Source organism: Marinobacter salarius (assembly GCF_032922745.1).
Classification (GTDB): domain Bacteria; phylum Pseudomonadota; class Gammaproteobacteria; order Pseudomonadales; family Oleiphilaceae; genus Marinobacter.
Genome location: NZ_CP136693.1, coordinates 3,714,451 through 3,730,560, shown reverse-complemented (window position 1 = coordinate 3,730,560; position 16,110 = coordinate 3,714,451). Strand labels below are relative to the sequence as shown.

Below are 16,110 nucleotides of genomic sequence, written 5' to 3'. Positions count from 1 at the left end.
GATCAGGCGTCGGGAACAGCGCTGCGTTGCAGCAACAGCTCAACCGCGCTGGCGTTGTTTTTTGCCTCGGCTGTAGTGAACACCTGCAGTGCCTGTTTACGGTCAATGACCTGCTTTTGCAAAGTATTAACCAGGGCTTCCCGGCTCACGCGTTGTATCGCCTTGGCCAGTTTCTCCCTTGATTTGAAGTCGGTCGCGCCGCGGTCGATTTCACGCCAGTAACGCTCCGAAATCTCACCAAGTTGCCGATCCTGTTCCATCAGTTGGCTGATGACAGCCTGTTTCTCTCGCGCCAGGTCCTGCTCCGAGAGGTTGGATAACGTGTCCTTGAAAGCCTTGGAAAATTCCCGCACCGCTTGGTCGATCTGGTCGCCACTGGCTTCCGGGGATTGCACCACGAAGCCCAGCGCCGGGGTTTCCAGCATTTCGAACGGGGTAGCGTAAACGATATAGCCAAGCTGGCGATTGGTGCGGAGCTCTTCATAGAACGGGCTGCTGATAATCTGCCCCAGCAGGCGGAATACGGCGCGTTCCTCAAAGCCGGTGTTATCGCCCTGTACATAGAGGGTATAGCCGGTGTCCGGATGGTCTACCTCCAGCGGTAACAGGGTTTCACCTTCCGGTAAGGCCCGAACGCGGCTGCGCTCGACCGTTGTCAGCTCACTGTCGTCCAGCACCATGGCATGGATACGATTGGTGAGGTTAAGGGCGGACGCTTGCGTCATGTTGCCGTGTGCCAGCATCACAGGATCAACCTGGGCCAGGAACGCCTCGGAGAAGGATTTGAGTTCATCCAGCGTGACTTCCCGGGCGGCCTTGAGCTTCTCCTCTGTACTCCAGGCACCCTCGATAAGCAGGCTTTGAATGCGTTCAGAGGTCTGCTGCACAGGCCGTTCTTTGGCCTTGTTTAGCAGTCCATCGATCATGTTTTGCCGGGCAATGCGGAAGCGTTGCTCGGTGAGTGTGGGGTCCGCCACCTGGGTCAGGATGCGGGCCATCAGGGTGTGGAGCTTGTCACTGTAACCGCCGACGCGGACGGTTATGCCCCGAAGGTGGGGGTAGATGCTGTAGTCGAGTCCCGCCAGCTGGGCGGGATAGGCCCATGCGTTCACGTTGGTGTTGATGGCATCCACCAACAGCGACGACAGCACATTGCTGCGAGCGGATGCCCGTGTCGCCGGGGTTCGCAGGCTTAGGTACACATTGGCCTTGGGCGTCTCAAACCGGGTGTCCCGGGCGTACCAAACCTCCATGCCACTGACGGTCCCCATGGAAACGGGCTGCTCCATGGTTGCGCCGTCGATCATGTCGAGTTCTTCGGGAATAAAAGGGTTGTCGAGCGGCAGGGCCAGCCTGGACACCATGGGGTTGTCGTCCTGTTCCCGAATGTCCCGGATGGCGAGGGGCTTCAGTTTCCAGGCGGCGTCGTACCACTGGGTCAGGTTGGGGTCTTCAAGGTTCGGTTCTGTTTCCAGGACGGACACCAGCACGTTATCCGGAGTAAGCCGGTTCAGAATGTTCCGGTATTTATCGGGTGCATAGCTTTCCATCATCCATGGCGCCTGGAGTACGTCCTCTGGCGCCACATGCCGCATCTGTCGCGACAGATGCATCACTTCTTGTACCGGTTGGCTCTTCTCACGGAAACGGAAATCGATCTGTGCCAGTTGTTTCATTTCTTCGAAACGAGTGCGGGAAATGCCTTCCTCGCGCACCTTGTCGATGTAGGCGAAGGTCAGTTCCAGAATGGTTTCCTGATTTTCAAGGCCCTCCGGGGTCAGCGCCATGTTCAGTTCCAGGGTGGCTTCCTGGCCGGTATCCATGCCGCTACCTGCGGACAGGCTTTCTACCAGGCCAGCCTTCTTAAGAACGTCAAACAGGCTGCCCGGGCCTTCGTGGCCAAGCAGGCTGGCAACGTAGTTGGCCGGCTTGTCGCGGTAGTGGTCTTCCTGAGACGGGATGGGGAAGGTGAGCGTCAGGTTGCGGATATCCTTCAGCGCATCCGCATGCACGCGGGCGGGCAGGGTGCCTGGGCTGAACAGTGGCTCGTCGTGGACCTTCGCGTTCAGGTTGCGGTTTTCGATGCGGTCGAAGCGGCCTCGTACCATGGCCTCGAGCTGATCCAGCGATTGCGGGCCATAGACGGCAAGCGTCATCAGATTGGACGAGTAATGGGCTTTCCAGAAGTCGATCAGGTCCGGGCGCAAGGGGCGCTCTTCGGTGTTTTCCAGGGTGGTCAGGTTACCGACGGCAAACTGGTGGAACGCGTGGTCGGGATTGCTGACGGCCTTTTTTACGGAGTAGAAGCGACGGCTGTCGTCTTTCTGTTTCGAGCTGTACTCCGAGTGCACGGCGCGGCGTTCGCGATCCACCAGTTCTGGCGTGAACAGCGGTGCTGAAAATTGCTCGGCGAAGCGATCCAGGGCTTCCTTCAGATGCTCGGCCTGTACGTCGAAGAAGTAGTTGGTGTCCTGGAATGCGGTGAATGCGTTGTGACTGCCACCATGGCTTTTGATGAACTGCTGGTACTCGCCAGGGTCAGGGTATTTTTCCGTGCCCAGGAACAGCATGTGTTCAAGGAAGTGAGAGAGGCCTTCGCGGTTGGCGGGGTCATCGCCACTGCCGACGGCAACGTTCATGGATGCTGCGGCTTTGTCGGAGCCCGGCGCGGAAATCAGAAGCACCCGAAGTTGGTTGTCCAACTGCACATAACGGTACAGGTTGGCGTCATTCGGGCTTTTTGTGGGCGACTGGCTCGCCAGGGCAACCGAACTGAAGGCCAATACCAGCGCCAGGAGAAATCCTTGCTTCAGGCCAAGGAAACCTTGGGCAAATCCATGGATGCCAGGGTGCATACAGTCTCTCTTTGCGTTGAAACGTTAATGAATCAGGGCGTTACGGGTACTTTCCGGTTGTTGATCCAGGGTTTTCTTGGCCAGGCTGGTGGCTGCGTCGGCATCGAGCTGGCCGGAGGCAATGCGCTCAAGAACCGTCCCCATCACCGCAACGGACTGGCGATAATCCGCGAATTCGGCCTGGAAGGCGTGGTCAATGGCCTGATACACGGCCTGGATTTTCTGTTCCCGGGTGCCGGCGTCGGCGGCTGTGTCGTTGATCGCCTTCAGGCAGGCGCGGGCAATGGCAATGTAGCGTTCAGCGTTGGGATCGTCTTTGTGCATGTTCCGGGTTCCGAAGTGCGGGAAATGTAGAGAGTGTGTAGAGAGTATAGAGACAGAAACTGCCGTTGAAGGTTCCGATTATGTCATTGCAACCGTCAGGTTTCATTTCCTTCCAGTAATGGTAAGGATTTGCGGGCAGCCTGCCCACCTTGTGCTAGTCTCAATTTCAGAGTGCCGGTTAACCGAACAGGTTCCGGCGTGTATTGCATGCATGAATTAGAGTAAACGCTCTAACCAAAACAATGGCTTACAGAGTAAATGCTCTAAAAAAGTTCGATACATGAGTGTTGCAATTAAGTACAATGCCGGCGTGCATCGGCGGTATAAGACTTTGGTCTAATATATCCGATGGCAACAAAGGGAAATGACAACAACTGAGCAATAAGCAGGGTGGACTATCAATGAATTACTTTCTGACGGGTGGCACCGGATTTATCGGCCGTTTTCTCGTTGACAAACTGTTGGCTCGTGGCGGCACAGTGCATGTACTGGTTCGCGAGCAATCACAGGAAAAACTGGACACGTTGAGGGAGCGCTGGGGCGCGGATGAGTCCAGAGTGAAAGCAGTGATCGGCGACCTTACCAGCCCGAACCTGGGCATCGATGCCAAGACGATGAAATCGCTCAAGGGTAACATTGATCATTTCTTCCACCTTGCTGCAGTGTATGACATGGGGGCGGACGAAAAGTCCCAGCAGGCCACTAACATCGAGGGCACCCACAGTGCCGTCAATGCGGCAGCCGCTATGGAAGCCGGTTGCTTCCATCATGTTTCCTCCATCGCGGCGGCTGGCCTGTTCAAGGGCACCTTCCGCGAGGACATGTTCGAGGAGGCGGAAAAGCTCGACCATCCCTACCTGCTGACCAAGCACGAATCTGAAAAGGTGGTTCGCGAGAGTTGCACCGTTCCGTTCCGGATTTACCGCCCTGGTATGGTGGTTGGTCACTCAAAGACCGGTGAGATGGACAAGGTCGACGGGCCCTATTACTTCTTTAAGATGATCCAGAAAATTCGCCATGCACTGCCCCAATGGGTGCCGACGATTGGCATCGAGGGTGGGCGACTGAACATCGTGCCGGTGGATTTCGTGGTGAATGCGATGGATCACATCGCGCACCTGAAGGGCGAGGACGGGAACTGCTTCCACCTGGTGGATTCCGACCCCTACAAAGTGGGCGAGATCCTCAATATTTTCTCCGAAGCCGGTCACGCTCCCCGTATGGCGATGCGGATCGACTCGCGCATGTTCGGGTTCGTGCCGCCGTTTATCCGCCAGAGTCTGAAGAATCTGCCGCCCGTTAAGCGTCTGACCACCGCATTGCTGGACGATATGGGCATTCCGCCTTCGGTGTTGTCGTTCATCAACTATCCCACGCGGTTTGACGCCCGTGAGACGGAGCGGGTCCTCAAGGACACCGGTATCGAGGTGCCCCGCCTGGAGGGTTACGCTGCGGTGCTGTGGGATTTCTGGGAACGTAACCTGGACCCCGACCTGTTCAAGGATCGTACTCTGCGTGGCACGGTGGAAGGAAAGGTCTGTGTAATCACCGGAGGTACCTCGGGCATCGGCCTGGCGACGGCAGAAAAACTGGCGGATGCCGGCGCTATCCTGGTGATTGGTGCCCGCAAGAAAGAACGCCTGATGGAAGTGGCTGCGGACTTGGAAGCCCGTGGTGGCAACGTTCATGCCTACCAGTGCGACTTTGCCGACATGGATGACTGTGATCGATTCGTAAAAACGGTACTGGACAATCACGGCCATGTGGACGTGTTGGTCAATAATGCGGGCCGTTCGATCCGTCGCTCGCTGGCGCTCTCGTTCGATCGCTTCCACGATTTCGAGCGTACCATGCAGCTGAACTACTTCGGTTCCGTTCGCCTGATCATGGGGTTTGCACCGGCTATGCTGGAACGCCGTTGCGGCCACGTGGTCAATATTTCGTCCATTGGTGTATTGACCAACGCGCCCCGTTTCTCGGCCTACGTCGCGTCGAAGTCAGCGCTGGATACCTTCAGCCGTTGTGCGGCGGCGGAGTGGTCGGATCGCAACGTGACCTTTACCACCATCAACATGCCGCTGGTAAAAACGCCGATGATCGCGCCCACAAAGATCTACGACTCGGTGCCTACACTGACGCCGGACGAAGCGGCGGAAATGGTGGCGGATGCCATTGTTTACCGTCCCAAGCGCATCGCCACGCGTCTCGGCATTTTCGCCCAGGTCATGCAGGCGCTGGCGCCGAAGATGGGCGAGATCGTGATGAACACTGGTTACCGCATGTTCCCGGACTCTCCGTCGGCGGCCGGCAGTCGTTCCGGTGCTAAGCCGAAGGTTTCCTCCGAGCAGGTAGCCTTTGCGGCGATCATGCGGGGTATTTACTGGTAATAGCGTCCTGAAAACCAAAAAACCCCGCTTCGCGCGGGGTTTTTTGTGGCTGCTATTTGCGGTGGCTATTCGATGTCGTCCGGTACCGGCGGCGGTGGGAAGCCACCGATTTCGCGCCAGCGATTGACGATGCCACAGAACAGGTCGGCAGTTTTCTCAGCGTCATAGGCGGCCGAGTGCGCGTCCTTGTTGCTGAACGGTATGCCCGCCAGCTTGCAGGCCTGGGCCAATACTGTATGGCCATAGGCCAGGCCAGCCAACGTTGCGGTGTCGAATGTGGAGAACGGATGAAACGGGTTGCGGCGGATGTCTGAGCGTAGGGCGGCGGCGAACACAAAGTTGTGATCGAAGGTGGCGTTGTGGCCAACGAGTACTGCCCGTTTGCAATCGTGGGCTTTGACGGCCTTGCGGATGGGCCCGAAAATCTCGCTCATGCCTTCTCGCTCCGGAACCGCTTCCCGCTCCGGGTTCCACGGGTCGATACCAGTGAAGTCCAGCGCAGATTGCTCCAGGTTGGCGCCCTCAAACGGGTCGATCTGCTGCACGTGAGTTTCCGCCCGCTTTAACCAGCCGTCGTCATCCATTGTCAGTATGACCGCAGCAATTTCCAGCAGGGCATCCTTCTCAGGATTGAAACCACCGGTTTCCACATCCACCACAACCGGCAGAAAACCACGGAAGCGGCGGGACATGGGATGCGGTTCTTTATGTTCTTCAGTCACTTAAACTCCCGGAGTGTCTGGCCAGGGTTGCAGGCCTGGTAAAGGAACAATTAATAAGGAACGGTTGGTTAGATTGATGATCAGGTAAGCCGCCATCTCAGGCTTTCGCCTGCCTTCAGAGGTACGATGGTCCCGTCAGCCAGTGGCAACTCGTCGGGCATGTCCCAGGATTCTTTCACCAGCGTGATGGTATCGCTGTTTCTGGGAAGGCCGTAGAAGTCAGCACCATTGAAGCTGGCAAAGGCTTCCAGTTTATCCAGCACGCCAAGGTCTTCGAAAATCTCCGCATACAGGGGCATGGCACTGAACGCCGAGTAGCAACCGGCGCAGCCACAGGCTGTTTCCTTTTTGTCTTTCGAGTGCGGCGCTGAATCCGTTCCCAGGAAAAAACGACGGTCCCCGCTGACTACGGCATCCCGCAATGCCTGTTGGTGCCGGTTGCGTTTGAGGATGGGCAGACAATACAGGTGAGGGCGAATGCCGCCGACCAGCATGTGGTTGCGGTTGTACATCAGGTGTTGCGGCGTGATGGTGGCACCCAGGTTGTCACCGTCGTGGTCACGCACGAACTCGGCCGAATCGGCGGTGGTGATGTGCTCCAGAACCACCCGTAAATCCGGGAACGCTTCCATGGTTGGCGCCAGTACGCGCTTGAGGAAGATCTTTTCCCGGTCGAAGATGTCGATGTCTGCGTCGGTGACTTCGCCGTGGACCAGCAACAGCATGCCGCAGTCACTCATGGCCTCCAGTACCGGATAGATGTTGCGGATGTCGGTCACACCCGACGCGGAGTTGGTGGTGGCGCCGGCCGGATACAGTTTGGCGGCAACCACGCCCGCAGCCTTGGCATCCCTGATTTGCGCAGGCGTAGTGCTTTCTGTGAGGTACAGCGTCATCAGCGGATCAAACCCGGTTTCGCCGGCTGCGGCCAGTATCCTGCTACGGTAAGCCATGGCCTGTTCGGCCTCCGTCACCGGTGGCGCCAGGTTCGGCATGATGATGGCGCGGCCAAAGCAGCGGGCCGTGGCGGGTACGACGTCCTTGAGAATGTCGCCGTCCCGCACGTGGAGGTGCCAGTCGTCAGGACGGGTGATGATCAGTTGTTCGGTCATTTACGGTTCCGGGATGTGCTGGGGCCCGTCAAACGTGAACCCCTGAAAAATTCTGGCGAAATTATATCAGAAGCCGACAGCGATTGTTTTGGTGGGTGTCCTAAAGAAAGATCCACTTCGGCCGTTACCAAGGTAGTGAATCTTTTCAGACGGATGGATGGTATGGCACGAATTTCCGCCTTCCTGCGTGGTGCAGTGGTTTCCAGTGCAATCGGTGCACTAACGGCAGGTTCTGTCGCGGTGCAGGCCGCCACCTTTGGCGCAGGTATCGAGAACAGTCAGTGGTACCTGTCGGAGTCCGTGTTCGAGTGTACTCTGGTACACCAGGTTCCGGGCTACGGTCGTGCTGTATTCCGCCATAAGGCGGGCGAGTCGTTGTCCTTCTTCCTCGAGTCGGAAACCCCGCTCATGCGCCCGGGTCAGGCTCAGTTGGTGATGGAGGCTCCGTCCTGGCGTCCGGGAACCGCCCCCCGTCCCCTTGGTCGGGTAAATGTGGACGACAGTCGTCGACCAGTGATGCTCGAGTCACGTCTGGCCATGGTGCTTGTCCAGAGCCTGCTGGAGGGGATGGACCCAACGGTTACGCGTGAGTCCTGGTACGACGGCAGCCCGGTTCGGGTGAAAGTGTCCAACATTAACTTTGCGGGCCAGTTCTCTGGTTATCGAAGCTGCACCGCCGGCCTGTTGCCGGTCAACTACGATCAGATCAAGCGGTCCCGCATTTCCTTTGCGTCAGGCAGCACCAGCCTGTCCGAAGCTGACCGTCGGTTTCTCGACAACATTTTGATTTACATCCAGGCGGATTCCACTGTGGAGAGAGTGTTCGTGGATGGGCATACCGACAGCAGCGGTAGCCGTATCGACAATCGCGCGTTGTCCGAAGAGCGGGCCAATGCGGTGGCGGATTACCTGATCGGGCAGGGCATCGATGCCGATCTCGTGACCACCAGGGCTCATGCGGACCAGTACCCGGTATCACGCCGCCCGGCAGACAACCGGCGCACTACAATTCGCCTTCAGCGCGAAGGCGAACGGCCTGACCTGCAACAAGCCAATGGCTACGAGGCTGCAACGCCAAATACCTGACGTTGCGTGCGGTAATCTCAGTGGATGGCGTTGAGTACCTTGAGGTGAGCGTTGACACTCTCGGCCAGCGCCCTCAAATGATAGCCACCCTCCAGGGTTGAGATGACTCGGTCGTTGGCATGGTCGCGGGCCACGCTGGTGATCATTTCCGTCAACCAGCGGTAATCCTCTACTTCCAGGTTCAGCTCCGCCATCGGGTCCAGCCGGTGGCCGTCAAAGCCGGCGGAGACTAGCACCAGTTGCGGCCGGAAGTCCTGTAGCCGTTTTAGCCACGCTGCTTCCACGATCCTTCTGTATTCATCCGCTGGCGTGTCTGCCTGAATGGGCGTGTTGATGATGTTTTCCGCCTGGCGATGGACGTGGGAATGCGGGTAGAACGGGTGCTGGAAACTGGAACACATCAGGATGCGTTCATCACCGCCCACGATGTCGACTGTGCCGTTGCCCTGGTGAACATCGAAATCAATAATCGCTACCCGCTCCAACTGGTGAAAGTTCAGGGCCCGCATGGCGGCCAGTGCGATGTTGTTGTAGAAGCAGAAGCCCATGGATTTACTGCGTTCGGCATGGTGCCCGGGAGGCCTGGCGCACACAAACGCGTTGGTGAGCTGGCTGCTGAGCACCATATCGACCGCTTCAATGCTGGCGCCAGCGGCAAGGCGGGCGGCTCTCAGGGTGTCCGGCATCATGGCGGTGTCGGGGTCGGTATACACCCGTCCCCTGGTGGGCTGCATCAGATCAAGTTGGTTCAGATAGCGTTCGGGGTGCACGGTCAGCAACTGATCCCGGGTGGCTTCGTCGGGCCGCACCCAGTCGAGGTCTTGCCCCAGGCCGGTGTCGGCCAGGTAGCTGGTGATGGCGGCAAGGCGCTCCGGGCACTCAGGATGCTCCGCCCCCATATTGTGTTTCATGCAGTCGTCGTGAGAGAAGAATCCCGTTGTCATACTGGTTCCGAACGCTCTGGCTGTGCTTGTATTTTGTCCAATATTATCAGGGATAGGGCGGGCTTTCTGCGTTTCTTTGGTCTTATGGCGGCGATAGCCGTTTTACATCGCCAGGCAAGCGCCTAAGATAAGGTGTACACATGCCCGGTCGACCCGAATCAAGGAGTGAAGCTTGAGCACCCGTTATCTGGAAAGCCTTTTCAACCCGTCCTCCATCGTGGTTATTGGCGCCTCGGAACGGGCGGACAACTTGGGTGGCATGGTACTCCGGAACTTGCTGGGGGGTGGTTATCCTGGTCAGTTGATGGTGGTCAACCAGAACGACTACGACAACGTTCATGGCGTGCAGTGCGTCAAGAAGGTATCCCGCATGGGGTTTAGCCCCGATCTGGCGATTATCTGTACGCCCCCGGATACCGTGCCGAAGATGATCAAGCGACTGGGCGAGGCAGGCGTCCGCACGGCTATTGTGATGACCGGCGGCATGTCCAGGAGCCACAGCAAAACCGGCCAGCCACTAATGTATTCGGTCCGCGATGCTGCGCGGGAAACCGGTATCCGCGTGCTTGGTCCCAATACCATTGGGCTGATGGTGCCAGCTCGCAGTCTGAACGCCACCTACGCCCATATGGGGGCTATTCCAGGAAAGGTCGCATTTGTGGGCCAGTCCGGCACTATCGCCAGTTCGGTCATTGACTGGGCGTTCGCCCGGGGTGTGGGTTTCTCCTACTTCCTGACACTGGGCGATGGGATGGACATCGACCATGACGACCTGATCGACTATCTGGCCCAGGACAGTCAGACCCGCGCAATATTGCTGCACATCGAGAACATCCCCAACCCGCGCCGCTTTATGTCCGCCGTGCGTGTTGCTTCCCGCACCAAGCCGGTGATTGCCGTGAAGAGCGGCCGTGTTCCGGAATCGGAATGGTTCCCTCACGAGTTGCCTGCGGGGCTGCCCCAGAGTGACCCCATATACGACGCCATGCTCCAGCGTGCCGGTGTTCTGCGTGTGGATGGCTTGGGGCAGATGTTTGATGCGTTGGAAACCCTGACGCGAATGCGGCGCCTACGGCGTGAAACGCTCGCTATCATGGCCAACGGTGTCGGGCCAGGCGTGTTGGCTGTGGATCGGTTGGCGTATCTGGGTGGCGAATTGGCGAAACTGTCGGGCAAGTCGATTGATTCACTGGCAGAACTCCTGCCACCGTACTGGACTCGAAAGAATCCCATCGACCTCGGTTACGCCGCCTCGCCGGAGCTCTACGCCAAAGCCATCAAGATTCTTGCCAAAGACCCGGAAGTGGCCAACGTTCTGGTGATGTATGCCCCCAGCCTGACCGAGGACAGCCTGCGGATTGCCGATGCGGTGGTGCAGGCGGCCAAGGGCACGCGCTTGAACGTATTCACCTGCTGGTTGGGGCAAAGTACGGTACTGGATGCCCGCGATGAGTTTTATCGGGCGGGCTTACCGTCATTCTTCAACCCCGAGAAGGCCGTCATGGCGTTCATGCAGCACGTGCGACACCAGCGTGTGCAGCGGCTGCTGACAGAAACGCCGGAGTCTTTTACCGATCATCTGGCCGACCATACCCAAACACGTCGTGTTGTAGTGAATGCCATTCGCTCCGGACGGGCGCATCTGTCCAACCAGGAAGCCCGCGACGTGATCCGGAATTATGGCATTAACGCCGTCGAGACCATGTATTGCGACGATATGGAGGAAGTGCTGGAAGTCTTCGCCGTGGAGCGTCGTCCGGTGGACATAACGCTGATCCATGAGCAGGCCTGTCATCCGCTCGTGGAGCTCAGTCCTGGACAGCGCCGTTACAAGGGCACGGTTCAGAAACTGAATAGTGAGGGAGCGATTATGGATTCCTGTCGCTTCCTGATGGACGAATACCAGAAACACTACCCTGACAGTGGCTTTCTGGGCTTCGCAGTGCAACGCTCCTACCAGCACGTTGGTGGCATCGAATTCAGTGTGGGGATCACCCGGGATAAGTTGTTTGGGCCGCTGGTGGTCTGCGGCGCGTCCGGGGCGCATATCAACGTAATGACGGATCGGCAGATTGCCTTGCCACCGTTGAATATGGTGTTGGCCCGGGAGCTGTTGCGGCGCACCTACATGTACAAGTTGCTGAAAGAACACAGCCTGAAGCCCGAGGAAGACATACGTGCAGTCTCGGAAACCCTGGTGACTCTGTCCCAGATTGTGATCGATATTCCGGAGATTCGCGGGCTGGAGATCTCACCGCTGTTGTTCAACGACCAGGGCACGGTAGCGGTTAACGTGGCGATTGACCTGGCGGACAAGCCGGGGCGGCCAATTATCCAGCCGTATCCCAGGGAACTGGAGGAGTGGGTCGTTCTGCCGAAGTCCGGGCGCCGTGTCATCATTCGCCCAGTGCTGGCGGAAGACGAACCGGCGCACCGTGCATTCCACGAGCTCCAGTCCCCGGAGTCCATCCGTTACCGTTTTTTCCAGTACCGCAAGCACTTCTCCCGTGAAGACGTGGCCCAAATGGTGCAAATCGACTACGACCGGGAAATGGTCTTTATTGCCAATGCGCCAAGGGAGGACGGCGAGGGGGAGGAGACCCTGGGAACGGTGCGAACCTGGACCGATGCCGACAACCTGCGCTGTGAGTTCGCGGTGATGGTGCACGACAGGATGAAAGGCGAGGGACTGGGTGTGGCCCTGATGCAGAAGATGATCGACTATTGCCGTGCCAAGGGCACGGTGGAGATGGTGGGTGATGTGTTGCCGGACAATCGTCCGATGCTGCAACTGGCTGAGCATCTGGGCTTCGAGATCCACTACAACACGGAAGAGGAAGTAATGGACCTGACGCTGGTACTGAACGAGCCGGAGAAGGACTGGCAGCGGGAGCGCCTGGAACAGACGTCCCACTGAATCGTTAAGTTCAGCTTTCTTCCACAATGGCGGAACGGTCTTCGCCGCCCAAGGCCTCCAGCAGGCCAGGAATCAGCCTGGCCAGTTCCAGGGTCATCAGTGAAAATGCGGCGTCGAAGCGAGCCGCGGCGTCATCCGCGTCCACATCGTCCAGCTTTTCCTGCAGGGTATCGCCGAATTTCAGGCGACGGATGCCCAGTTCCTCGTCCAGCACGAACGACAGGCTGTCGTCCCAGGTGACGGACAGCTTGGTCACCTGCATGCCGGCGTCCAGATGACTGCGGATTTCATCACCCTGAAGATCCAGGCCTTTGCAGCGCACCACGCCACCGTCTTCGGAGGTATCTTTCAGCTCGCACTCATTGCCCAGCTCGATGCTCGCGGGTAGATCGATGGACTCGTTCAACCAGCCGGTGAAGGTGAAGGCGGGTGCCTGCTCCACGGCTGGCGGGCGAACGGGCAGTGACCCCAGGCTCTTGCGAAGCGTGGAGGCCAGATCTTCCGCCTGCTTGGAGGAGCCTGCGTCAACAACCAGTACACCGTCTGCCGGTGCCAGATAGGCGTAGCAGCGACGGTTTTTGGAAAATGCCCGGGGCAGCATTTCCAGTGTCACTTCTTCTTTCAGTTCGTCCTTTTCCTTGCGCCGCACCTTTCGGTGTTGTTCCGCTTCAATCATTTCAGCCTTCTCGTCCACCAGTTCCTTGATGACGGAGGCGGGCAGCAGCTTCTCTTCCTTGCGCAGGGCAATCAGGTGATAGCCGCCGGCGCTATGAACCAGCAGATCGCTGTGCTTACCCATGGGCGATACCCAGCCCTGGCGTGAGGTTTCCTGGGGACCACAGGATTTGAAGGCGTCTTCCTGGAGTTTTTCTTCCAGGGCTTCGGCGGTTATTTCGAATGGCTTGGTAAAACGGAATACGCGGGCATTACGAAACCACATGGTCCGGATCCTTGTTGGTTATTCGATGATGGTGAGAGTCTGAAAAGGGTGGGGATGATACGGCCACGGGTCCGTGGCCGTAAAGTGACAATGCTGAAAACCTCATCTTGGGCAGCTAGAGCTTCATGATCTCCACCATCACGGTCTTGATGATGAACCCCACCACGCCAGCACCGAGTATGGTGAACAAAATGATGGTGCCAAACCGCCCGGCCTGGGACTTTTTGGCCAGATCCCACACGATGAATCCCATCCAGACGATCAGGCCTGTGAGAAAGACCAGCATGGCGAGCTGGGAAAAAACGGCTTCACTCATTAATGTCTCCGGATTCAGTGAACGGTTTACGGCTTATCCCGCAGGAATACCCAGCTGTCCGCATCGGACTGCTCTTCGCTGAACCGGTAACCTTCCAGGTCAAAGCCCTTCAGGTCACTGGCCTGGGTGATGTCGTTCTGGATGGCGTAGCGACACATCAGGCCCCGGGCCTTTTTGGCGTAAAAACTGATCATCTTGTACTGGCCGTTTTTCCAGTCCTTGAACTGCGGTGTAACCAGACGACCTTCAAGATCCTTTTTGCGAACGCTCTTGAAGTATTCGTTAGAGGCCAGGTTTACCAGCACGCCATCATCAGCCTTCAACAAGCGGTTAAGCTCATCGGTCACTTTGCTGCCCCAGAAAGCGTACAGATCCTTGCCCCTGCGGTTCTCGAACTTGGTACCCATCTCCAGACGATAGGGTTGCATCAGGTCCAGCGGCTTGAGCACACCGTAGAGGCCGGACAGAATTCTCAGTCGCTTCTGGGCAATCTCGAATTCTTTATCGCTGAAGCTTTCCGCATCCAGGCCGGTGTAAACATCGCCCTTGAAGGCCAGTACCGCCTGGCGGGCGTTATCCGGTGTGAAGGGGGTGTGCCAGGTGCGAAAGCGTTCAGCATTGAGCTGACCGAGCTTGTCGCTGATCCCCATCAGGTTACTGATGTCGTGGGGTTCCAGGTCTTTAAGCTGGTCTATCAGTTCACAGGCATCGTCGAGAAAGTCCGGCTGGGTTGTCTTTTGGGTCGCCAGCGGGCTCTCGTAGTCCAGTGTCTTGGCGGGGGATATCACCATCAACATGTCGGGCTGTCCTCATCGAAGAAAATTCATTAACTGGTCACTGGTGAACGGCCAGTCCAGTTCTTCACCGGTATCGTTACGGCGCAACACCGGAATCCGGGTGCCATAGCGTTCAACCAGTTTTTCGGACTGGGCAATGTCCACGGCGTCCACGGGCACCGGCTCCGGCATGGGCGTTCTGACCAATAGGGCTTCCGCCAGTTCGCACAAGTGGCATTGGGACGTGGTGTAGAAAATCAGTTCCATTATTTCGGCTGTGCGTTCTATCTGTTGGCCATTCACGTCGTGACTGTCCTTACCCATCAGGTACAGGTACACCGGCATCAGTTCCTCCGGCGCGGGATTCTGGTCCGGGTTTTCAGCCGGGTACGCGGTGGCTCTCATATTGGTACGGGTGGCACCGGGGTTAAGACTGTTCACGCGGACGTTGTGGCGGTCGTCATCCAGCTCCTCTGCCAGCATCTGGCTCAGGCCTTCAATGGCGAATTTGGAAACGGCGTAGGCGCCCCAGTAGGGTTTGGCCCGGCGCCCGACGCCGGAGGCGGTGAAAATCACCGAGGCATCGTCGGATTTGCGCAGTAACGGAATCATCGCCCGGCTCAGCAGGAAGGGCGCGGTGGCATTGACATGCATGACCTTGTTCCAGATTTCCGGATCGTACAGTTCGATCGGGCTGCGAGTGCCAAGAATGGCTGCGTTGTGGAGAAGCCCGTCGATCCGGTCGAAGTTGTCTTCAATGGTCATGGCCAGCTCTTCGTACTCCTTCACCGCAGCGCCTTCAAAATTCAGCGGTACGATGGCTGGTTTGGGATGACCCGCCGCTTCGATCTCATCGTAGACGGATTCCAGTTTGGAGACGGTGCGGCCGACGAGAATGACGGTGGCGCCGTGAGCCGCATAGGCCTTTGCTGCAGCCCTTCCTATCCCGCTGCCGGCACCGGTCACCATGATAATGCGTTCTTTCAGTAGGTCGGCCGGTGCTTGATAGTCCTGCATTCTGAGTCTCCATTTGGGAAATGCTGAAATAGTGCTGCCATCGGCGCTATTGTAACAGTTTTGCCAGGTCGCTGACGGTGTCCGCAATAAGGTCGGCATGCCACAGATCAACGGCTTCCGGCTGCTCGATATAACCGTAACGAACCGCAATAGTTGTCATCCCTGCATTGCGCCCGGCTTCGATATCGCGCTCATGGTCGCCTACGTAAACGCCCGCTGTCGGTTCGACGCCCACTTCCTTGCAGGCAAGAAACAGAGCTTCTGGATGGGGTTTGCGGTGGGTGACATGGTCGGGGCAGATCACCGCTGCACAGCGGTTTGCAAGTCCCAGGGCTTCCACCAACGGAACGGCGAAGCGAACCGGCTTGTTGGTGACAATGCCCCAGGGGATACCCCGTGCTTCGAGGCTTTTCAGGAGGTTGTCCATGCCCTCGAACAGAGCGGTTTCCACGGCAACGCCGGCCTCGTAAAGGTCGAGAAATGCGGTGTGCTTTTCCAGGTAGTCGGGATGGTCCGGGTCGAGCCCGAAGCCAATCTTGATCATGGCCCGGGCCCCGTTGGAGACAGAGCGCCGGATATGCGGTGCGGGCAGGCCTGGTAAACCGTGAGAGAGTCGCAGCTCATTCAGGCAACGAATAAAGTCCGGTGCGGTATCGATCAACGTACCGTCCAGGTCAAACAGGACGGTCGACGGGGTTGCTGGCATGGCTGGCT

Annotated in this window: 13 protein-coding genes and 1 pseudogene; 3 read left to right on the top strand and 11 right to left on the bottom strand. The window is 57.9% G+C overall.

The window, feature by feature from the left end:
- Positions 1-2: 2 nt before the first annotated feature.
- Together R1T46_RS17315 and R1T46_RS17310 are read right to left on the bottom strand one after the other, a co-directional pair.
- The gene (locus R1T46_RS17315; protein ID WP_317306335.1) at positions 3-2,855 is read right to left on the bottom strand and encodes an insulinase family protein; all 2,853 of its coding nucleotides are present in this window, start codon (positions 2,853-2,855) and stop codon (positions 3-5) included.
- A gap of 24 nt (positions 2,856-2,879) precedes the next feature.
- Entirely contained in the window at positions 2,880-3,179 is a 300-nt protein-coding gene (locus R1T46_RS17310; protein ID WP_288352877.1) for a hypothetical protein, read from the bottom strand.
- A gap of 401 nt (positions 3,180-3,580) precedes the next feature.
- Here R1T46_RS17310 and R1T46_RS17305 point away from each other — a divergent pair, with 401 nt between their 5' ends.
- A complete protein-coding gene (locus tag R1T46_RS17305) occupies positions 3,581-5,566 on the top strand; it encodes an SDR family oxidoreductase (RefSeq protein WP_317306334.1) in 1,986 nt (661 codons plus the stop codon).
- A gap of 65 nt (positions 5,567-5,631) precedes the next feature.
- On the opposite strand, the gene rnt is transcribed toward R1T46_RS17305, so the two are convergent.
- Together rnt and pyrC are read right to left on the bottom strand one after the other, a co-directional pair.
- Complete coding sequence (rnt, locus tag R1T46_RS17300) at positions 5,632-6,258, bottom strand: ribonuclease T (RefSeq protein ID WP_407070142.1); 627 nt, start codon at positions 6,256-6,258, stop codon at positions 5,632-5,634.
- Between the two features lie 110 nt (positions 6,259-6,368).
- On the bottom strand, positions 6,369-7,400 hold the full coding sequence (gene pyrC, locus R1T46_RS17295) for a dihydroorotase (RefSeq protein ID WP_288352874.1): 1,032 nt from the start codon (positions 7,398-7,400) through the stop codon (positions 6,369-6,371).
- A gap of 153 nt (positions 7,401-7,553) precedes the next feature.
- On the opposite strand from pyrC, the gene R1T46_RS17290 reads away from it, so the two are divergent.
- Positions 7,554-8,486: a flagellar protein MotY gene (locus tag R1T46_RS17290; protein WP_199448956.1), complete on the top strand. Its 933-nt coding sequence runs from the start codon at positions 7,554-7,556 to the stop codon at positions 8,484-8,486.
- Positions 8,487-8,503: 17 nt separating this feature from the next.
- Here the strand turns inward: R1T46_RS17290 and R1T46_RS17285 are convergent, their stop codons facing one another.
- Complete coding sequence (locus R1T46_RS17285) at positions 8,504-9,430, bottom strand: histone deacetylase family protein (protein ID WP_288352872.1); 927 nt, start codon at positions 9,428-9,430, stop codon at positions 8,504-8,506.
- Between the two features lie 172 nt (positions 9,431-9,602).
- Here R1T46_RS17285 and R1T46_RS17280 point away from each other — a divergent pair, with 172 nt between their 5' ends.
- Entirely contained in the window at positions 9,603-12,347 is a 2,745-nt protein-coding gene (locus R1T46_RS17280; protein WP_288352870.1) for a GNAT family N-acetyltransferase, read from the top strand.
- Positions 12,348-12,357: 10 nt separating this feature from the next.
- Here the strand turns inward: R1T46_RS17280 and rdgC are convergent, their stop codons facing one another.
- The 6 genes and pseudogenes from rdgC to R1T46_RS17250 all read right to left on the bottom strand — a co-directional run bounded on the left by rdgC (position 12,358) and on the right by R1T46_RS17250 (position 16,102).
- Positions 12,358-13,287 carry a recombination-associated protein RdgC gene (gene rdgC / locus R1T46_RS17275; RefSeq protein ID WP_317306332.1) on the bottom strand — a complete coding sequence of 310 codons (930 nt, stop codon included), beginning with the start codon at positions 13,285-13,287 and terminating at the stop codon, positions 12,358-12,360.
- Between the two features lie 115 nt (positions 13,288-13,402).
- Positions 13,403-13,603: a DUF2788 domain-containing protein gene (locus R1T46_RS17270; protein ID WP_199480788.1), complete on the bottom strand. Its 201-nt coding sequence runs from the start codon at positions 13,601-13,603 to the stop codon at positions 13,403-13,405.
- Between the two features lie 26 nt (positions 13,604-13,629).
- Positions 13,630-14,400, bottom strand: a complete 771-nt coding sequence (gene yaaA, locus R1T46_RS17265) for a peroxide stress protein YaaA (RefSeq protein WP_317306331.1) — start codon at positions 14,398-14,400, stop codon at positions 13,630-13,632.
- Positions 14,401-14,412: 12 nt separating this feature from the next.
- Positions 14,413-14,646: a glutaredoxin family protein gene (locus R1T46_RS17260; RefSeq protein ID WP_007151668.1), complete on the bottom strand. Its 234-nt coding sequence runs from the start codon at positions 14,644-14,646 to the stop codon at positions 14,413-14,415.
- A 15-nt stretch (positions 14,647-14,661) separates the two neighbouring features.
- A pseudogene (locus R1T46_RS17255) lies at positions 14,662-15,396 on the bottom strand (YciK family oxidoreductase); the annotation flags it as partial.
- A 46-nt stretch (positions 15,397-15,442) separates the two neighbouring features.
- A complete protein-coding gene (locus tag R1T46_RS17250; RefSeq protein WP_317306329.1) occupies positions 15,443-16,102 on the bottom strand; it encodes an HAD-IA family hydrolase in 660 nt (219 codons plus the stop codon).
- Positions 16,103-16,110 lie beyond the last annotated feature (8 nt).

Coding starts and splice junctions, on each gene's coding strand:
- R1T46_RS17315 (WP_317306335.1), bottom strand. CDS start 2,855: ATGCACCCTGGCATCCATGGATTTGCCCAAGGTTTCCTTGGCCTGAAG.
- R1T46_RS17310 (WP_288352877.1), bottom strand. CDS start 3,179: ATGCACAAAGACGATCCCAACGCTGAACGCTACATTGCCATTGCCCGC.
- R1T46_RS17305 (WP_317306334.1), top strand. CDS start 3,581: ATGAATTACTTTCTGACGGGTGGCACCGGATTTATCGGCCGTTTTCTC.
- rnt (WP_407070142.1), bottom strand. CDS start 6,258: ATGTCCCGCCGCTTCCGTGGTTTTCTGCCGGTTGTGGTGGATGTGGAA.
- pyrC (WP_288352874.1), bottom strand. CDS start 7,400: ATGACCGAACAACTGATCATCACCCGTCCTGACGACTGGCACCTCCAC.
- R1T46_RS17290 (WP_199448956.1), top strand. CDS start 7,554: ATGGATGGTATGGCACGAATTTCCGCCTTCCTGCGTGGTGCAGTGGTT.
- R1T46_RS17285 (WP_288352872.1), bottom strand. CDS start 9,430: ATGACAACGGGATTCTTCTCTCACGACGACTGCATGAAACACAATATG.
- rdgC (WP_317306332.1), bottom strand. CDS start 13,287: ATGTGGTTTCGTAATGCCCGCGTATTCCGTTTTACCAAGCCATTCGAA.
- R1T46_RS17270 (WP_199480788.1), bottom strand. CDS start 13,603: ATGAGTGAAGCCGTTTTTTCCCAGCTCGCCATGCTGGTCTTTCTCACA.
- yaaA (WP_317306331.1), bottom strand. CDS start 14,400: ATGTTGATGGTGATATCCCCCGCCAAGACACTGGACTACGAGAGCCCG.
- R1T46_RS17260 (WP_007151668.1), bottom strand. CDS start 14,646: ATGGAACTGATTTTCTACACCACGTCCCAATGCCACTTGTGCGAACTG.
- R1T46_RS17250 (WP_317306329.1), bottom strand. CDS start 16,102: ATGCCAGCAACCCCGTCGACCGTCCTGTTTGACCTGGACGGTACGTTG.